Source organism: Dietzia sp. DQ11-71 (assembly GCF_014144995.1).
GTDB lineage: Bacteria > Actinomycetota > Actinomycetes > Mycobacteriales > Mycobacteriaceae > Dietzia > Dietzia kunjamensis.
In genome coordinates, this window is record NZ_JAALDT010000155.1 from 1 (window position 1) to 17237 (window position 17237).

Sequence of the window (17237 nt, forward strand, 5' to 3'; positions counted from 1 at the left end):
GAGTTGGCCCAGGACCCCGTCAGGTAGTCGGCCGCCCGCTCGGGGGTGCCGATGCCGCCGCCGACGCAGAGGACGACGTTGGGCCGCTCGCGCAGCATGGCGTAGGTGGCCAACAGGAGGGCGTCGAGGTCCTCCCACGAGTGGTGACCGCCGGCGCGGCCGCCCTCGACCTGGACGATCACCGGCATGTGGGGGACCTCGGCGGCGATGCGCACGACCTGGCGGATCTGGGCGACGGTGCCCGGTTTGAAGCTCACGTGCCGCAGGCCGGCCTCGGTGAGCTCCTCGATGAGGGCGACCGACTCGTCGAGCTCGGGGATGCCGGCGGTGACGATCACACCGTCGAAGGGCACTCCCGCGGCGCGGGCACGCTGGACGAGACGCTTGCCTCCGACCTGCAGCTTCCACAGGTAGGGGTCGAGGAACAGCGAGTTGAACTGGGCGCTGCGACCGGGCTCGAGGAGCTCGGTGAGGCGCTGGGTGTTCTCGGCGAAGATCGCCTCGGTGACCTGGCCGCCGCCGGCGAGCTCGGCCCAGTGGCCCGCGTTGGCCGCGGCGGCGACGATCGCGGGATCCACGGTGGTCGGCGTCATTCCGGCGAGGAGGATCGGCGAGCAGCCGGTGAGGCGGGTGAAGGAGGTCTCCACGTGGACGCTGCCGTCGGGCAGGGTGACCAACTGCGGCTGGAACGCGGTCCACGGCCGCTCGATCGGCGGGGTCGCACCCGGGGTGAACAGGTTGCGCAGGCCGCCGCGGGTGGCGGCGGCGACCACGCCGACGCCCTGGCCGCGGATCACGGAGCGGTTGAGGCGGGTCAGCGCCTCGCCCGGGCCCATGTCGAGGATCCACTGGGCCCCGGCGTGCAGGGTCTCGGCCATCTCCTCCACCCAGTCGACCGGCTCGGCGAAGACCTGGCGGGCGAGGTGGGCGGCGCGGTCGGCGTCCAGGCCACAGCGCTTCGCCCAGCGGGAGACGACGTCGACGGCCGGGGCCATCGCGGGGTGGTGGAACCCGACCTCGACGTCGAGCGGGTCGAAGACGGGGGCGAAGATCTCGCCGCCGGTGAGCTTGGCCTCTCGGCGACGACGCGACTCGGCCTCGAGGTCGGCGCAGTGGCGACGCAGCTCCTCGAGATCGTCCGGTCGACCGACCACGACGTGACGGCGCTGCGCGTTGCGGATGGAGACGGTGGGGCGGATCGTGGCGTCGACGCCGGCGAACAGCTCGTCGACCAGCGTGCGCAGGTCCTCGCCGTCGATCCCCGACACTCCCACCATGGGGCTCGCCTCGCCGCGGCGGAACAGACCGACGCGCCGTCCGACCAGGGTGGCGGCGGCGCCGATGAGCTCGGCGACGGCCAGCAGCCGGTCGTCGATGGACCCGAAGGTCTCCACCGACTCGACGGCGAGGATGCCCTGGGAGTGGCCGACCACGGCCGCGGGGGTCGTGTCATTGACGTCGAAGCCCTCGGCGGCGAGAGCCCGCAGGGCACCCATCTGCGTGAGCAGCACCGCGGGCAGCGAGACCGCGGCAGCCGAGAGGGAGGCGTCGTCGGGCAGGTCCGCGCCGTCCTCGTCCTCACCGGTGGTGGTGTTGGCCCACTCGATGGGCCGGAAGCCGTGCGTGCGGACGACGGCGATCTCGTCGTGGACGGGCTCGGTCAACGCGACGGAGGCGTCGACGAGGTCCTGGAGCTCCGGTCCGATACCCGTGCCGTCGATGAGGTCGCTCAGCGCGTCGCGCCAGGCGATGCCCTGTCCACCGAAGGCGAGCGCATAGGCCGTGCCCTCACGGAGCTCGTCTGCGAGAGCGGGGGCGCCGCGGCGGGCGGCGAAGCCGGTCTCGAGCGGGCGGGGGGTGAGGTCGCGGTCATCGATCGTCACGTGGGGAACTCCTTGGGCACTGCGTCAGGGACATCGCGTCGGCCGGCCAGCGGTTACGGCGCAGGACACAGATTGCCACACGAACTTGAGGGGTCCCTCAGCTTGAGGGGGTACGCGCGACCGAAACAGGGGCCCCTTTCGCCGCGCGCCAAGTGATCCGCACCACATAAAGACATGATGCGAACCTCATATCGACAGGTGAGGGACGCCTCAGGTTTCTCAACGACCTCGTTATCCGATCGTTATCTCGTTCTCAGGCGTTCTCCGACCCCCCACGGCGTGTCGCGGACACCCCCGCAGCGTGCCGCGACCGCGCCCGCATCGTGTCGCGGGCCGGACCCGGGCCCGTCTGCGTCAGGCGCCGCAGCGCAGGATCGCCATGGCGACCGCGTCGAGGCCTTCCGTGGGACACAGATCGGCGGAGAGGCGTCGCGGCCCCGACGTCCACTCGACATGCGCCGTCCGCACCGGAGCGCCGAAGGCGATGGTCACCAGTCCCCCGATGCCCGGTGTCCCGTCCGGCCCCAGGGCGCCGGCGCCGACCGTCTCGACACCCACCACTTCTGCGACGGTGGCGGGCCCCGGAGCGGGGATGAGGCTCACGTCGATCCGGGTCCCGTCGAAGGCCCCGACCCACACCGCGAAGGTTCCCGTCCCGTCCGCGCGAAGATCCAGGGTGTATCCGTGCGCGAACCACGACCCCGTCTCCTCCACGAGGTCGGCCGGCACCGGGACCGGCGCCACCACGGGATCCTGCGCCGCAACGGGGGCCGGTGAGCCGGCCGGGCCTGTCGGGCTCGGAGCGGAGGCGATCGCCGGATTCACCGCCCCCACCGCGAGGACACCGGCGACGACCGCCGACGCCACCGCGCGGAATGCAGACGTGCGATTTTCCGCGCTTCGTGTGCCGATATCGGTCCTCATGGGCTTACCGTATTCCCACGAGTCACACATCTCGATGCAGCGATTGCGTCGATCCGGTCACCAACACGCAACGGCCGGGCTAGAAGTTGGTACACGCCGGGGACGCACGCACCGTCCCATGACAGGACCGCGCGGGCCCGCGGGCCCGCCCGTCGACAAGGAGTCGTCCCATGACACGACCAACCACCCGAAGAGGGGTGAAGCCGCGGGAGACGTTCTCCCGTCGCTCCGTCTTCGTCTTCGCCGCCATCGGCTCCGCCATCGGCCTGGGCAACATCTGGCGCTTCCCGTTCGTCGCCTACGACAACGGTGGCGGCGCCTTCCTGCTGCCCTACCTGGTGGCACTTCTCACCGCGGGTCTCCCCCTGTTGTTCTTCGACTACGCCATCGGTCACCGCTTCCGCGGGTCCGCCCCGTTGAGCTTCCGGCGGATGAACCGGTTCGCCGAACCCATCGGGTGGATCCAGGTCCTGGTCTCCTTCGTCATCGCGGTCTACTACGCGGTCATCATCGCCTGGGCCGCCAGCTACGCCTGGTTCTCCGTCGATGAGCGGTGGGGCTCGACCTACGAGGAGTCCGCGACCTTCTTCGCCGAGGACTTCCTCCGCGCGGGCAGTGGGTTCGGCATCGATTTCGTGCCGGGCATCGCCATCGTCCTCGCGGTGGTCTGGATCGTCACCCTCGGCGTCCTCCTCGCCGGCGTGCAGAAGGGCATCGGACGAACCGCGATGTTCTTCGTCCCGCTCCTGGTCGCTCTGTTCGCGGCCCTGGTGGTCCGCTCCCTCTTCCTCGACGGCGCGCTCGAGGGTCTCAACAACTTCTTCACGCCCGACTGGGGCGTCCTCACGGAGCCGTCCGTGTGGATCGCCGCCTACGGTCAGATCTTCTTCTCCCTGTCGGTCGGCTTCGGCATCATGCTGACCTACTCGTCCTACCTCAAGCGCAAGACCAACCTCACCAGCTCCGGTCTGGTCGTGGGCTTCTCCAACTCGGCGTTCGAGGTCCTCGCGGGCATCGGCGTCTTCGCCACCCTCGGCTTCCTGGTGACCACGTCGGCGGGAGCCGGCTGGGACGATGTCGGGGGCGGCCCGGGCCTGGCGTTCATCGCCTTCCCCGCCCTCATCTCGCAGATGCCGGGCGGGCCGATCTGGGGCGTCGTATTCTTCGTCTGCCTCATCCTGGCGGGCCTCACGTCCCTGATCTCCATCACCGAGGTGGTCATCTCGTCCTTCCAGGACAAGATCGGGTCCTCGCGCACCGCGGCCACGCTGGCGGTGGGTGTCCCGATGGCCGCCATCTCCCTGCTTCTCATGCCCACAGAGACCGGCCTGCAGAATCTCGACATCCTCGACAAGTTCGTCAACAGTCTGGGCATCGTCGGCATCTCGCTCATCGCGTTGGTCGTGGTGATCTTCGGCATGCGCCTCGCCCCGCAGTTGCGCGATCACCTCAACTCGGTGTCCTCGTGGAGGGTGGGCACGTTCTGGATCGTGTGCCTGGCCGTCATCACGCCGCTCGTGCTCGGCTACTCCCTCATCCGCGAGATCATGACCCTGATCTCCGAACCGTACGAGGGGTACGAGGCATCCGTCCTCGGCGTCTGGGGTTGGGGCATGATCGCCACGATCCTCGTGCTGTCGGTGGTCCTGTCCCTCCTGCCGTGGCGCGGGTCCCGTCAGCTCGACGGCCCCCCGACGGTCGACGACGATCCGAGCGACTTCGCCTACGAGGAGGGCCTCACCCCTCCCGCCGCCGACCGCCCGTCCGGTGCGACGGCGTCCCCCCGCAAGACCAAGGAGGCCTGAGCAATGGATGCTCCCGCGATCATCATGATGGTCCTGTTCCTGCTCGTGATCTGGGGCGGACTCGTCGCCAGCATCGTCCACTACGTGAGCCACCCCGACGGGGTCGACGAGGGTGCCGTCCGAGAAGCGGCGGAACGCGGCAGGGGCTGACCCCGCCCAACCGCAGCTCCCGGCCCCGGTTCCGCCCACGGACCCGGGGCCGGGTCATTCCCGGCGGTCGCCCACCGCCGGGCCGTCGGAACCCGCCTCGTACTCCTCGAGCGGGACCCCGCCGGCCTCCCACGCCTCGATCACCGGAGTGAGGATCCGCCAGCACTCCTCGGCCACGTCACCGCGGACCGTCAGCAGTCGGTCGCCGTCGAGGATGCGTCCGAGGACCTCCCCGTACGGCAGCAGCTCGCTGTCCCCCAGGTCAGCGGACAGGCGGGTGCTCTCGAGCGTGAACCGGTCGTCGGCCGCGTTCGTCGCCAGGTCGAGGGACACCCGGTCGGGCGCGATCCCGATCGTCAGCCGGGTCGGCGGAACACCCCCCGAGAACGCCCCGGGCACGTGGCGCGGCGGCCGGAACGCCACCGTCACCCGCATCGAATCCTCGCCCAGCGCCTTGCCCGACCGCAGGAACACCGGCACCCCGGCCCACCGCTGGTTCCGTATCTCCAGGACGACCTCGGCGAACGTCTCGGTCCCCCGAGCCGGGTCGACGCCGTCCTCATCCGCGTAGGACACCACGTCCCTGCCACCCGCCCGCCCGGCGGTGTAGCGGCCCCGGCGCGAGGAGACGAGCGGATCGCCATCCCACACGCGCGTCGCACGCAGCGTGGTGACGATGCGGTCGTGGAGTTCGGTGGCGTCGAGGCGCGCGGGTGCATCCATCGTCGCCAGCGCCATCACCAGCAGCAGGTGGGACTGGAGCATGTCGACGAGCGCGCCCGCGGAGTCGTAGTACCCGGCGCGGCCCTCGAGGGCGAGCGTCTCGTCCGCGACCACGTCGATGCGCTCCACGTGTTCCGCGGTCCACACCGGCTCCATGATGCGATTGGCGAACCGCATGCCGAGGATGTTGAGCACGGTCGCCTCCCCGAGGAAGTGGTCGACCCGGTACACGCGGTCCTCGGGCACGAGGTCGGTGAGCAGTGCGTTCACCCTGCGCGCCGAGGCGAGGTCGTCGCCGAACGGCTTCTCCAGCGCGAACCGCACGTCGTCGCGCAGTGGGCGCCCGCGCAGGCCCTCACACGCTGCGGCCGTGACGGCCGGTGGGAGGGCGAAGTACAGCACCACCGGTCCGTCCAGCCCGTCGATGAAGTCGGAGAAGGCCTCGGCGTCCGTCACGTCCAGTTCGACGAACCGGGTCGAGTCCACGATCCCGTCGACCTGCTCCGGGGAGCGGTCTCCGGCGCGCAACGCACCGCGGACGAGGTCGCGCCAGTCACCGTCGTCCATCCCGGAACGCCCGGAGCCGATGACGGTGACGTCACGGTCGGGATCCGTGGCGAGCAGGGTCCCCAACCCGGGGAGCAGGAGTCGCTCGGTGAGGTCGCCACCGGCTCCCAGGATCGCGAGGGTGGGACGGTCGGTCGTGGTCGGCGACATGCCGCAGACGCTACCCGCGGGGCGGCGCCGCAGTAGCGTGTGACCATGGACACCAACAGCCCCGATGTCACGACCGACGCCCCCGCCGCCGAGCCTGCCGGGCAGGCCCCCGAGGAGATCCGTCACCTCATCCAGCAGTGGAAGCGCCTCGACGAACTGCTCGCCGGGCTCAAGAGAGACGACTGGATCGCGCCGACCCCTCTGCCGGGGTGGACCGTCCGAGATGTCGTGGCACACGTGGCGGGCACCGAGCACATGCTCGCCGGTGAGACGGTCCCGGACATCGAGTTGCCCGCCTCCGCCCGCGAGTACGTGCTCAACCCGATCGCGGAGCTCAACGAGAAGTTCGTACAGGAGGCGCGCCCGCTGGCTGTCGAGGACGCGTTCGAGGACTTCCGCGACGTCGTCGCCGAGCGCACGGAGCAGCTCTCCGAGATGAGCGCCGCAGACCTCGAGGCCGAGACCGACTCCCCCGTCGGCCGCGTTCCGTTCCGCCGCTTCATGGGCGTGCGGGTCTTCGACTGCTGGATCCACGAGGACGACATCCGGCAGGCCATCGGGATGCAGCATCACCTCGGCGGCGACATCGGCCGGTTCGCGGTCGGGGAGATCGTGACTGCCCTGCCCCGCATCGTCGGCAAGAAGGCCGCCGCGCCGGACGGCTCCCGGGTCCGGTTCCGCGTCACGGGTGAGGCGGGCACCGATCTGCCGCTGGCCACCGATGTCGTCGTGGACGGACGCGCAGCCCTCGCCGACGTCGACGACACCGCGCGGCCCACCGTGGAACTGGTCTTCGACACCCCGACCTTCGTCCGCGCGGCGACCGGCCGGATCGTCGCCGAGCCGGGCAGCGGCGTGGAGATCAGTGGCGACGAGGATTTGGGCCGGACGATCCTCGGGTCGCTGGCCTTCACCATCTGACGCCGTCGTCGCCCGTGTCCGGACCTCACATCGTCGTCATGGGCGTCTCGGGCGCCGGGAAGTCGACGGTCGCCCGTGTGATCGCCGAACGCCTCGGTGCGCCGTTCCTCGACGCCGATGACGTGCATCCGCCCGCCAACCGCCGGAAGCTGAGCGCCGGTGAGCCCCTGACCGACGATGATCGCCGGCCGTGGTTGGCCGCGGTCCGGGCCGGCATGCGGGAACGCGATCGGACGATGGGCAGCGGCACGGGGCTCGTCGTCGCGTGTTCGGCGCTGCGACGTGCCTATCGCGACATCCTGCGGCAGGTGGAGCGCCCGGTGTTCTTCGTCGAACTCGGCACCGACCCCGAGCTCATCGCGGCCCGACTCGCCGCCCGCCGGGGGCACTTCGCGTCCCAGCGAATCCTCGAGTCCCAGCTGAGCACCGTGGAGCCGCTCGAGGCCGACGAGACCGGGATCGTCTGCCCGATCACGCTGCCGGTGTCCGAGATCGCGGACGAGGTCCTCGCCGCTCTCTGACCCTGTTCTCGCCGCCCTCTGACGCACCCCGCCAACGGGTCAGTCCGCGCCCCCTCGCCGGCGGGTCAGTCCGCGTCGCGTCGCGGCCACCCCGGGACGTCGTCGAGAACGGAGCCGTTGCCCAGCTGCGAACCGGTGATGACGCTCCTGCTCCCGTCGCTCTCCAGGATGACGGCGGCGACCTCGCCGAGGTCCCCGATACCCGAGGAGCGGAGGGTCTGGCGGATGTCGGCGTGCGTGAGCCGGTGCCGCGCCAGCTGGTCGTCGAGGATGACCCCGTCGCGGACGAGCAGAGTCGGCTGTGCGGTGAGGGCCTTACGCCCGCCCGGCAGTCGCCTCAACTGGGAGACGACGTACTGCAGGAGGACGAGCAGCGCCAGGGCGACCGCGCCCTCGGCCCACGACACGTCGGAGCTGAGGATGATGGTCGCCAGCGTCGAACCCAGCGCGACGGTGACGATGAAGTCGAAGGCGTTGAGCTGCGCGAGGGTGCGCTTGCCGAACGCCCGGATCGCCACCACGAGGAAGACGTACGCCGCGGTGCCCACGAGGAGTATCCGGAGGATGTCGGACCAGTTGTCGAACCACATGCCCGGACCGTACCGCCGGCGCAGTACGGGTATCCGCTCGAATTCCGTACGCACGAGCACACAAGCGCCCACACTGTGAGGAATGGCTGATACTTCGACGCAAGTCCGTTGCCTCTGTCGATCCGGGGCGACCTGTTGCGGTGATTCGTCCCAGGAGGCGCAATGGATGCCGTGCCACCCTTCAGTGCACTCGTGCGATGTGATCTGACACGTCACTTCGGTCGGCACTCGGCGTTGTTGCTACTGCGCGCTGTGGTGCTCGAACGCACGTTCCGGGTGGTGCTCACGTTGCGGATCTGCCAGGCCTTGGCGGCGCGCAAGGCCGCCGGGACGCTGTTGCTTCCGGTTGCAGTGGTCCTGCACCGCATGGCCAGCGCCTCAGCCGGTGTCGATCTACCGTGGCGAACGCGGATCGGGGCGGGGTTCCGGCTGTTCCACGGGTGGTCGGCGGTGCTCAATCCGGGGGCCGTGGTGGGGACGAACGTCTCGTTCTTCCATGGCGTCACGATCGGTCAGGGAGATCGTATCGCCGTTGACGGCACGCGCACGACCGGGTATCCGGTCATCGAGGATGATGTGTGGATCGGACCGCACGCCGTGGTGGTCGGCGGGCTCACCGTCGGACGCGGTGCCCGGATCGCCGCGGGGGCTGTCGTCACCAAGGACGTACCACCGGCAACGATGGTGGCGGGCAATCCAGCGGAGGTTGTGCGCACCGACGTGCCGCCTGACGTCGAGAACCGTGCCGACGTCGGGGTCACCCTGACCGGGGAGTGATCACTGCCCGGTTGAGCCGGTCACCGTCGGAGGTGGCCCTCTACCTCTCCGACATCGGAGTGGCGAAGTGCTGGACGTAGAGATGAGCCTCCGGGAGGCCCTGGTACGCGGCCGTCCGCAGGCAGACACCCACGCGGGTGAGGTCCGGGTCGAGGATGTTCTCCCTGTGGCCCGGGCTCTGCATCCAGTTGGCGACCGGATCCGGACCGCCCGTGGACGAATAGAACAGGTTCTCGGCAGCCCTGGAGTAGTCGACACCGGCCTGCCGGATGAACGTGGACGGGCCGCCGCTGCCATCGGGCGCGGTGTACCCCCAGTAGTCCCTCGCGATCATGTCGTCCGCTTTCGCGCAGGCACTGTCGCGGAGCCTCTCGCTGGCGTCCAGGGGCGGAAGGCCGTTCTCGCTCCGCTGTACGTTCGTCTCCGCTTCTACCGGGGACGGATCCGCCGGGGGCTCGACCGCAGTCCGACCCTCCGGGGCCACCGACGAGAGCTGCCCGTTCACCGCAGTATCCAACTCGGCGCAACCGCTCACCACCGTCCAGCCCACCAGGATCAGCGACGCGGCCGCTGCTCTCGCGGCTGTCCGGCTACTCATCCTGATCACCCGATCCGAGTGGAAAGACCAGTGCGCCCGGGGAGACTTGAACTCCCACGTCCGTAGACACTGGAACCTAAATCCAGCGCGTCTGCCAATTCCGCCACGGGCGCGTCACCCGGGGATACCGGGCGAGATGAGTTTACCGTGTGGTCAGCGGTACCGTGGAGGCGTGTCCGACACCCTTGGCTCCCACGCGACCGGAAGTGCCACGGCTTCCGGCGACCCGGCGCGGACCAGGGTCAAGCACCGCCCGGCGTGGATCGCGTTCGTCGTCCTGGGGGCGATCTTCTGCATGGGCATGGGGCTGTGGCAGCTCGCCCGCTACCAGGAGGCCACCGGGACCGCGCAGAACCTCGGGTACACGTTCATGTGGCCGTTCCTCGCCGGGTTCCTCGTCTACGCGTACCTGAAGTACGTGCGCATGGAGGCCGACGAGGGTGACCGGATCGCCGCCGCGGACGGCGTCGACGGTGGGCACCGCGCGGGGGGCGACGCGGAAGACGACGGCGGCGGCGACGACGGCGACGACGACGACGAGGTCGGCCGGCCCTCCGGAGTCACTGCGATCACCGGGAAGAACCGAACCGGCCGGCGCCGCGGCCCCGTCATGACGGAGATCCCCTCGGACCTGCTGCCGACGCGTCGACCCGCCCGTGACGAAGCGGTCCGGGACGAGGGCCTGGACGCCTACAACTCTTATCTCGCCGAACTCGCCCGGAAAGACCGGGCCGACGGCACCCATCAGGAGAAGCCTGCTTCATGACCGCCGCAGCCACCCAGCAGACCGACAACCGCAAGCCCGATCCGGGGGGCAGGATCGCCGGCGCGCTCAAGCGCTATCGGGTCCTGGCCTGGATCACCGGCGTGTGGTTGCTCGTGCTCACCGTGGAGATGATCTACAAGTACCTGATCTTGGAGAACTCGTCCGACGCCCCGGACTGGTTCACCTACATCGGTCAGGCCCACGGTGTGTTCTACATCCTGTACCTCTTCATGACGCTCGACCTGGCGATCAAGGCCCGCTGGCCCGCGTCTCGGACCCTGCTCACCGCGCTGGCGGGGACGATCCCGTTCCTGTCGTTCTGGTTCGAGCACAGGCGGACCCGCGACGTGCGCACCGAGTACGCGGTCTGACCCACCCCCCGTCATCGACAAGGACGTTCCGCACCCTCGCCTCTCGGGCGACGTGTGCGGAACGTCCTTCTCGTCGGGGTGCTGTCAGCCGCGGTGCTGTCAGCCGCGGTGCTGTCAGGCCGCGGTGCTGTCAGCCGCGCTCGGCGAGCACGCGCAGGGCCGGAACGAGGGCGCGCAGGGCACGGCCGCGGTGTGAGTCCGCGTCCTTCTCCTGCGGGCTGAGCTCGGCTGCCGCACGATCCGACCCTTCGGGCAGGAACAGCGGGTCGTACCCGAACCCGCCCTCCCCGCGCGACTCCCGCAGCACGCGCCCCGGCCAGCGACCCTCCTCGACGACCTCGCCGGGCACGCCCGGTCCGACCAGCGCGCACGCCGAGACGAACGCCGCCCCCCGGCGCTCGTCCGGGACGTCGGACAACTGCGCGAGCAGGAGTTCGTTGTTGGCGGCGTCGTCGCCGTGCCGTCCGGACCAGCGCGCCGAGAGCACCCCGGGCATCCCGTTCAGGGCGTCCACCGCCAGTCCCGAGTCGTCCGCCAGGCACGGCAGGCCGGTCGCCAGCGCACCGGACCGGGCTTTGATCAGCGCGTTGTCCGCAAAGGTGGCGCCGTTCTCGGGCTCCTCCGGGTACTCCGGCACCTCGTCCAGTCCCACCGGCTCGATGCCGACGATCCCCGCCGACTCCAGCACCCGGCGCAGCTCGGCCAGCTTCTTGGCATTACGGCTCGCGACCACCAGGCGAACGGTCACGACTACCGCCCCCGGTTCCGTGCGGCCGGCGGCGAGGGCAACTCGCCCGGGTACGGCGCCGCGAGGGCTTCGCGCTGTATCTCGAAAAGTCGCTCGCAGCCGGCCTGCGCCGAGTCGAGCATCGCGTCCAGCAGGTCGCGGCCGAACGCCGCGCCCTCGGCGGTCCCCTGGACCTCGATGAGCTTGCCTCCGTCGGTGCACACCACGTTCATGTCCACCTCGGCCCGCGAATCCTCCTCATAGGGCAGGTCGCACAGGACGCGGCCGTCGACGACGCCGACGCTCACCGCGGCGACCGCCCCGGTGAGCGGGTTGCCGGTGACCGCGCCCTTGGCCTGCAGCCACGTGATCGCGTCCGCCAGGGCCACGTACGCGCCGGTGATCGCCGCGGTCCGTGTCCCGCCGTCGGCCTGCAGGACGTCGCAATCCAGCGCGATCGTGTTCTCCCCCAGCGCGGACAGGTCGATGCAGGCCCGCAGGGAGCGGCCCACCAGACGGCTGATCTCGTGGGTGCGTCCGCCCACCTTGCCGCGGACCGACTCCCGGCCCGAGCGCTCGTGGGTCGCGGCCGGCAGCATCGCGTACTCCGCCGTCAGCCATCCCAGGCCCGAACCCTTGCGCCACCGCGGCACGCCCTCGGTGACGCTGGCCGTACACATGACGCGGGTCTGCCCGAAGGTGACGAGGACCGACCCCGCCGGGTGCGAGGTGAATCCCCGCGTGATGGTCACGTCACGCAGGTCGGCGTCGCCGCGTCCGTCTGCTCTGCTGATGCTCGATGAGGTCACGACCGCCGATCCTAGCCGCCGGACGCCCGCGCCTGAGGGGCAGGCGGCGTGGGTGGGGCCGTAGCGGGGAGGGACGCGGCCGGGGGGTGCCGACCCCGCCTCCTAGACGGTGATCAGCAGATCCGGCTCCGCCAGCAGGATCTCCCCGCCGAACTCGGCGGCCGCCTCCGCGCGGACCGCCTCGCGGTCCACCCACGGCGGGATGTGGGTCAGCACGAGACGACCCACGCCGGCGCGGTGAGCGGTCAGGCCCGCCTCCGCCCCCGACATGTGGATGCCCGGCGGGCGTCCCTCCTCGTGCGTCCAGGACGCCTCACAGAGCAGGACGTCCGCGCCGACCGCCAGCTCGACCAGGGCATCGCAATAGGCGGTGTCCCCGCTGTACGCCAGGACCCGGCCGCTACGGGAGGTCAGGCGCATTCCGTACGACTCCGGAGGATGCTCCACCCGGTCGGCCCGCACCCTGAGGGCCACCTCGTCGTCGTCGCCCCTCATCTCCACCTCGGGCGCGACGTCCCACGTGGCCACGTCGAACGTGTCCGACAGGTCGTCGACCGTCCCCGGCTCCTCCGCCGACGCCACCCCGATCCGGTAGGCCGTCCCGGACGGCCCGACCAGCGGCACGCGGCCCGCGCCCTTCGCACCGGGGCCGAAGCGCCGCAGGACCAACAGACTCGGGACATCCAGGCAGTGGTCGGCGTGGAGGTGGGACAGCAGGACCGTCGCGTCCTCGGGGGCCACGTGTCGTTGCAGCGCGCCGAGGACACCGGGCCCCATGTCGATTACCACGGGGGCGAGACCGTCGACCTCCACGAGATACCCGGACGCCGGCGAGGTGGGTCCACCGATACTTCCCGAGCACCCGAGGACAGTCAGAAACATGGGCACCATCGTGCCACGTCGCACCGCGTGTCGTGGTGTTCGCGGCTGTGCCCGCGATGCGTGTCACCGTCCATCAGTCCGCCACCGCCCGCCCGACGGTCACCAGACCGGGGCCGAGGAACCGTGACGCCACCCGGCGGAAGGCGTCGGGATCACCGGTGACGAGGTACTCGTGGGTCGCCGGCTCGGCCGCGTCGTGCGGCCGCAACAGGTCCTGCGCGGTGAGTACCCGCAGCACGTCCTTGGCGGTCTCCTCCGCGCTCGAGACCAGCGTGACGTGGTCCCCCGCCGCCAACTGCACCACACCGGACAGCAACGGGTAATGGGTGCACCCCAGCACCAGGGTGTCGACGTCGGCGTCGCGGATCGGAGCGAGATACGCCTCCGCCAACCCGAGCACCTGACGGCCACTGGTGATACCGCGCTCGACGAACTCGACGAACTTCGGACACGCCACCGACGTCAGCTCGATCCCGGCGGCCGCAGCCACCGCGTCGTCGTACGCCCGCGACGCCACCGTCGCGCGGGTGGCGATGACCCCGATCCGGCCCGACCGGGTGGTGGCCACCGCGCGCCGGGCCGCCGGCTGGATGACCTCCACGACCGGTACCGGGTAGCGCTCGCGGGCGTCGCGGAGCATCGCCGCCGACGCCGTGTTGCACGCGATCACCAACACCTTGACCCCGCGGTCGACGAGTTGGTCCGCCACCGCGAGGGCGTGCGCCCGGACCTCGGCCAGCGGCAACGGACCGTACGGCCCGTTGGCGGTGTCACCTACGTAGACCACCGACTCATCGGGTAACTGGTCCACGATCGCCCGGGCCACCGTCAGACCGCCGGCGCCGGAGTCGAACACCCCGATGGGAGCCTGCGGGTCGGGGCGCGTCACCTCCGCGGTCCGGCGGACCACCGCGGCTGGGTGGCGAGCTGCTGCTGCGGTTTCCGGTCGCGCTTGAGGCCGTACGCCGACGCCACGCCGCCGATCGCGCCCCCGAGATGGCCCTGCCAGGACACTCCGTCCAGCATCGGCGACAGGCCCGCCAGCGCCTCGAGCCCGTAGTAGAAGCCGATGACCAGTCCGATCACCAGGTGCAGGATGCGCCGGGAGAAAAAGCCCCGGACGATGACGTAGAAGATGTAGCCGAACACGATCCCGGAGGCCCCGATGTGGACGGTCCCGGTGCCGCCGAGCAACCAGGACACCACTCCCGAGATCAGCCACGACACGAGGGTGACGGTGACCAGCGGCCGGATCCCGGACAGGGCGATGATCGACCCCAGCACGAGCAGGGCGATCGAGTTGCCGATCAGGTGCGCCCAGTCCCCGTGCAGCAACGGCTGGAACACGATGCCGAGCAGCCCGTCCGTCGCCAGCGGCTGGACCCCGTAGCCGTCGAGGGTCTGCTGGGGTCCGATCGCCGCGATGATCACCTGGTCCGCCGCCTCGACCACCCACATCAGGGCGACGAATGACCACAGCAGGACCAGGGCCGGCCAGCGCCGCGGCCCCGGGTCTACCGGGCGGGTCGGGCCGGCGCCGGTACCCGGCCACGGCGAACGGGGGTCTCGGTTCACGATGTTCTCCTCATTGCCCGTCGTCTCACAGCCCGTCGTCTCACAGCCCGTCCAGGGCCGTGCACAGGGAGTCCTGCATGAAGGTCAGCCAGTGGTACACGTCCAACTGGGCGGACCGGGGGTCATCGTCGGGCACGTACTCGGGGATGTCGGTGGCGGCGACCCCGTCGGACGAGCCCGCCTCCAGCAGGACCGCGCCCAGCCCCAGTCGCACGTCGTTGAGGCAGCGCATCCAGGAATTCGCCTGCTCGAGGGTCAGCGACACCGTCCCGCCCCGCGACGGCAACGAACGCAACACCACGCCCGCGCAGCCGAGTTTCGCGTCGATGATCGCCGGCTCGTGGATCATCCGCATGCCCGAGTTGTGGGCCCGCGCGACGGCCGCACCGTCCGTGTCGGACCCGTCCGCACGGTCGGCCGCCTCAGGGCGGTGGAAGTCCGGCAACAACCGCGCCAGGGGCGCCTCGGCGGGCACCTGCGAGTGGCCACTGCGCATCCCCGTGATCTCGGCCAGCTCATCGCGCGGGGCGGAGTCCCGGCGCTGTTCGAGCATGTCCACCACGTTGGAGACCAGGGCGTGCAGGATCTGCACCTCATGGTTCTCCATGACCGACTTGATGCGCGCCCCACCGAGGGACGCCTTGCGCTGCCACGCCTTCACCGCCTCACGCCTCCCGCTGCATCGTGGCCCACAGTCCGGCCTCCTGCAGCTTGCGGACGTCGTTCTCGACCTTGTCGCGGCTGCCGGACGACACCACCGCCCGACCGTCGTTGTGGACCTTGAGCATCAGGTCATGCGCCTTCTCCCTGCTGTAGCCGAACACCCGCTGGAACACGTACGTCACGTAACTCATCAGGTTCACCGGGTCGTCCCAGACCACGGTGAGCCAGGGGCTGTCCACCCCGCCGTCGAGGTCCGCGTCCGTGGACTCCACGGGCGCGGCCGACGGCATCGCCATCACCGGGGCGGTGCTCCGGACGGCCGCAAGCGGTGTCGTCACAGGGTGCATGGAACCCAGGATACGGATTCCCGCCGGGTAGGCCACGCCGTAGAGTCGCCCCCGTGACCCCGCCGACTCCCTCCCATGTCACGCCCCCCACCGGGCGACCGTCCACCGCCCTGCTCACGGACAAGTACGAGCTCACCATGATCCGGGCGGCCCTGGCGGACGGCACCGCCGACCGGCCGTGTGTGTTCGAGGTCTTCGCCCGACGCCTGCCCTCCGGCCGTCGGTACGGGGTGGTCGGCGGCACCGGTCGGCTCCTCGAACGCGTGGCGGACTTCCGGTTCGACGACGAGGAGATCGAGGCGCTGTCGGATTCGCTCGACGAGCGGACCACCGACTGGCTCCGCGACTTCCGCTTCACGGGTGACGTCGACGGCTACGCGGAGGGCGAACTGTTCTTCCCCGGCTCGCCCGTGCTGAGCATCCGGGGCGGGTTCGCGGAGTGCGTCGTACTCGAGACCCTGGTCCTGTCCGTGCTCAACCACGACAGCGCGATCGCCTCCGCCGCCGCGCGGATGACCTCCGCGGCGTACGGCCGCCCCATCATCGAGATGGGGTCCCGCCGCACACACGAGGAGGCGGCGGTCGCCGCGGCCCGGGCCGCCTACCTCACCGGGTTCGCCTCCACCTCCAACGTGGAGGCGACGCGTCGGCACGGGGTGCCGTCCGCCGGGACGTCCGCCCACTCGTTCACCCTGCTGCACACCGGCCCGGAGGGTCCGGACGAGGCGGCCGCCTTCCGCTCGCAGGTGAAGACCCTCGGTGTGGACACCACCCTCCTTGTGGACACCTACGACATCGCGAAGGGCGTGGCGACGGCGATCGAGGTCGCCGGGCCCGGACTCGGCGGCGTCCGCATCGACTCCGGGGACCTGGGGGTGCTCGCCCGCCAGGTCCGCGGTCAGCTGGACGCCCTCGGCGCCCGCAACACCCGGATCGTGGTCTCCGGGGACCTCGACGAGTACGCGATCGCCGCTCTGCGCGCGGAGCCGGTCGACGTATACGGCGTCGGAACCCGGCTCGTGACCGGCTCGGGCGCCCCGACCGCCGGCATGGTCTACAAACTCGTCGAGGTCGACGGGATCCCCGTGGCCAAGCGCTCCGCCCAGAAGGAGTCCCTGCCCGGCGCCAAGCGGGCGGTCCGCCACCACCGCCGCTCGGGCACCGCCGTCGAGGAGGTGCTGCTGCCGTGGTCCGGGGACGCCCCCGGGGAGCCCGGTCTCGAGACGCGCGATCTCATGGTCCCGCTGATCCGGGGCGGCGAGACCGTACCCGGGCTCCCGACCCTCGAACAGTCACGCGCCCACCACGCCGCCGTGATGGTGTCCCTGCCGTGGGAGGGGCTCGCGCTGAGTCAGGGCGACCCCGCCATCCCCGTGAGGGTCATACCCCCGGCCACCCGCTGAGCGGAGCAATCGGTCGACCGCCGACGCGCCCGGGTGGGCCCCGAGCCGGCCGGGTCTGCCCCCGAGCCGCCCGGGTCTGCCCCCC

General features: G+C 70.8%; 20 protein-coding genes and 1 tRNA gene. 8 read left to right on the plus strand and 13 right to left on the minus strand.

Features of this window, described 5'->3' with window-relative positions; translation table 11 throughout:
• Together G6023_RS06300 and G6023_RS06305 are read right to left on the minus strand one after the other, a co-directional pair.
• Nucleotides 1-1883, minus strand: a 1883-nt coding sequence (locus tag G6023_RS06300; protein WP_182634524.1) for a fatty acid synthase subunit beta domain-containing protein, incomplete at its 3' end; no start/stop codon positions are given.
• Between the two features lie 354 nt (nt 1884-2237).
• Nucleotides 2238-2630 (minus strand): hypothetical protein, encoded by a 393-nt coding sequence (locus G6023_RS06305; protein ID WP_241727723.1) that lies wholly within the window; start codon nt 2628-2630, stop codon nt 2238-2240.
• Nucleotides 2631-2977: 347 nt separating this feature from the next.
• Between G6023_RS06305 and G6023_RS06310 the strand changes: the two genes are divergently transcribed.
• Nucleotides 2978-4612 carry a sodium-dependent transporter gene (locus G6023_RS06310; protein ID WP_182634526.1) on the plus strand — a complete coding sequence of 545 codons (1635 nt, stop codon included), beginning with the start codon at nt 2978-2980 and terminating at the stop codon, nt 4610-4612.
• A 3-nt stretch (nt 4613-4615) separates the two neighbouring features.
• Entirely contained in the window at nt 4616-4762 is a 147-nt protein-coding gene (locus tag G6023_RS06315) for a methionine/alanine import family NSS transporter small subunit (protein ID WP_082924111.1), read from the plus strand.
• Between the two features lie 54 nt (nt 4763-4816).
• On the opposite strand, the gene G6023_RS06320 is transcribed toward G6023_RS06315, so the two are convergent.
• Complete coding sequence (locus tag G6023_RS06320; RefSeq protein WP_182634527.1) at nt 4817-6202, minus strand: glucose-6-phosphate dehydrogenase; 1386 nt, start codon at nt 6200-6202, stop codon at nt 4817-4819.
• Between the two features lie 45 nt (nt 6203-6247).
• Between G6023_RS06320 and G6023_RS06325 the strand changes: the two genes are divergently transcribed.
• Nucleotides 6248-7123, plus strand: coding sequence for a maleylpyruvate isomerase family mycothiol-dependent enzyme (locus G6023_RS06325; protein WP_182634529.1), 876 nt, complete (start codon nt 6248-6250; stop codon nt 7121-7123).
• 14 nt (nt 7124-7137) lie between these two features.
• Nucleotides 7138-7644: a gluconokinase gene (locus G6023_RS06330; protein WP_253003349.1), complete on the plus strand. Its 507-nt coding sequence runs from the start codon at nt 7138-7140 to the stop codon at nt 7642-7644.
• Between the two features lie 65 nt (nt 7645-7709).
• On the opposite strand, the gene G6023_RS06335 is transcribed toward G6023_RS06330, so the two are convergent.
• Entirely contained in the window at nt 7710-8234 is a 525-nt protein-coding gene (locus G6023_RS06335; RefSeq protein WP_182634531.1) for a DUF421 domain-containing protein, read from the minus strand.
• 162 nt (nt 8235-8396) lie between these two features.
• On the opposite strand from G6023_RS06335, the gene G6023_RS06340 reads away from it, so the two are divergent.
• Nucleotides 8397-9011 carry a serine O-acetyltransferase gene (locus G6023_RS06340; RefSeq protein ID WP_182634532.1) on the plus strand — a complete coding sequence of 205 codons (615 nt, stop codon included), beginning with the start codon at nt 8397-8399 and terminating at the stop codon, nt 9009-9011.
• 40 nt (nt 9012-9051) lie between these two features.
• Here the strand turns inward: G6023_RS06340 and G6023_RS06345 are convergent, their stop codons facing one another.
• The gene (locus G6023_RS06345) at nt 9052-9609 is read right to left on the minus strand and encodes a CAP domain-containing protein (RefSeq protein ID WP_182634534.1); all 558 of its coding nucleotides are present in this window, start codon (nt 9607-9609) and stop codon (nt 9052-9054) included.
• A gap of 31 nt (nt 9610-9640) precedes the next feature.
• Nucleotides 9641-9722, minus strand: a tRNA-Leu gene (locus tag G6023_RS06350).
• A gap of 59 nt (nt 9723-9781) precedes the next feature.
• On the opposite strand from G6023_RS06350, the gene G6023_RS06355 reads away from it, so the two are divergent.
• Entirely contained in the window at nt 9782-10375 is a 594-nt protein-coding gene (locus tag G6023_RS06355) for a hypothetical protein (RefSeq protein WP_182634536.1), read from the plus strand.
• The gene (locus G6023_RS06360) at nt 10372-10746 is read left to right on the plus strand and encodes a DUF3817 domain-containing protein (RefSeq protein WP_069389765.1); all 375 of its coding nucleotides are present in this window, start codon (nt 10372-10374) and stop codon (nt 10744-10746) included. Before G6023_RS06355 ends, G6023_RS06360 begins: the two co-directional genes overlap by 4 nt.
• A 130-nt stretch (nt 10747-10876) precedes the next feature.
• Here G6023_RS06360 and G6023_RS06365 read toward each other — a convergent pair whose 3' ends face one another.
• The 7 genes from G6023_RS06365 to clpS form a co-directional block, all read right to left on the minus strand.
• The gene (locus tag G6023_RS06365) at nt 10877-11494 is read right to left on the minus strand and encodes a non-canonical purine NTP pyrophosphatase (RefSeq protein ID WP_132062082.1); all 618 of its coding nucleotides are present in this window, start codon (nt 11492-11494) and stop codon (nt 10877-10879) included.
• Between the two features lie 2 nt (nt 11495-11496).
• Entirely contained in the window at nt 11497-12282 is a 786-nt protein-coding gene (gene rph, locus G6023_RS06370) for a ribonuclease PH (protein ID WP_132062084.1), read from the minus strand.
• A 102-nt stretch (nt 12283-12384) separates the two neighbouring features.
• Nucleotides 12385-13164, minus strand: coding sequence for an MBL fold metallo-hydrolase (locus G6023_RS06375; RefSeq protein ID WP_132062086.1), 780 nt, complete (start codon nt 13162-13164; stop codon nt 12385-12387).
• Between the two features lie 73 nt (nt 13165-13237).
• Entirely contained in the window at nt 13238-14053 is an 816-nt protein-coding gene (gene murI / locus G6023_RS06380) for a glutamate racemase (RefSeq protein WP_120286392.1), read from the minus strand.
• On the minus strand, nt 14050-14739 hold the full coding sequence (locus G6023_RS06385; protein WP_120286377.1) for a rhomboid family intramembrane serine protease: 690 nt from the start codon (nt 14737-14739) through the stop codon (nt 14050-14052). The genes murI and G6023_RS06385 overlap by 4 nt, the downstream gene beginning before the upstream one ends.
• 40 nt (nt 14740-14779) lie before the next feature.
• Nucleotides 14780-15400, minus strand: a complete 621-nt coding sequence (locus G6023_RS06390) for a DUF2017 domain-containing protein (RefSeq protein WP_182634538.1) — start codon at nt 15398-15400, stop codon at nt 14780-14782.
• Nucleotides 15401-15404: 4 nt separating this feature from the next.
• Nucleotides 15405-15749: an ATP-dependent Clp protease adapter ClpS gene (clpS, locus tag G6023_RS06395; RefSeq protein WP_096907308.1), complete on the minus strand. Its 345-nt coding sequence runs from the start codon at nt 15747-15749 to the stop codon at nt 15405-15407.
• A 53-nt stretch (nt 15750-15802) separates the two neighbouring features.
• On the opposite strand from clpS, the gene G6023_RS06400 reads away from it, so the two are divergent.
• Nucleotides 15803-17152 carry a nicotinate phosphoribosyltransferase gene (locus tag G6023_RS06400; protein ID WP_283465273.1) on the plus strand — a complete coding sequence of 450 codons (1350 nt, stop codon included), beginning with the start codon at nt 15803-15805 and terminating at the stop codon, nt 17150-17152.
• Nucleotides 17153-17237: the final 85 nt, after the last annotated feature.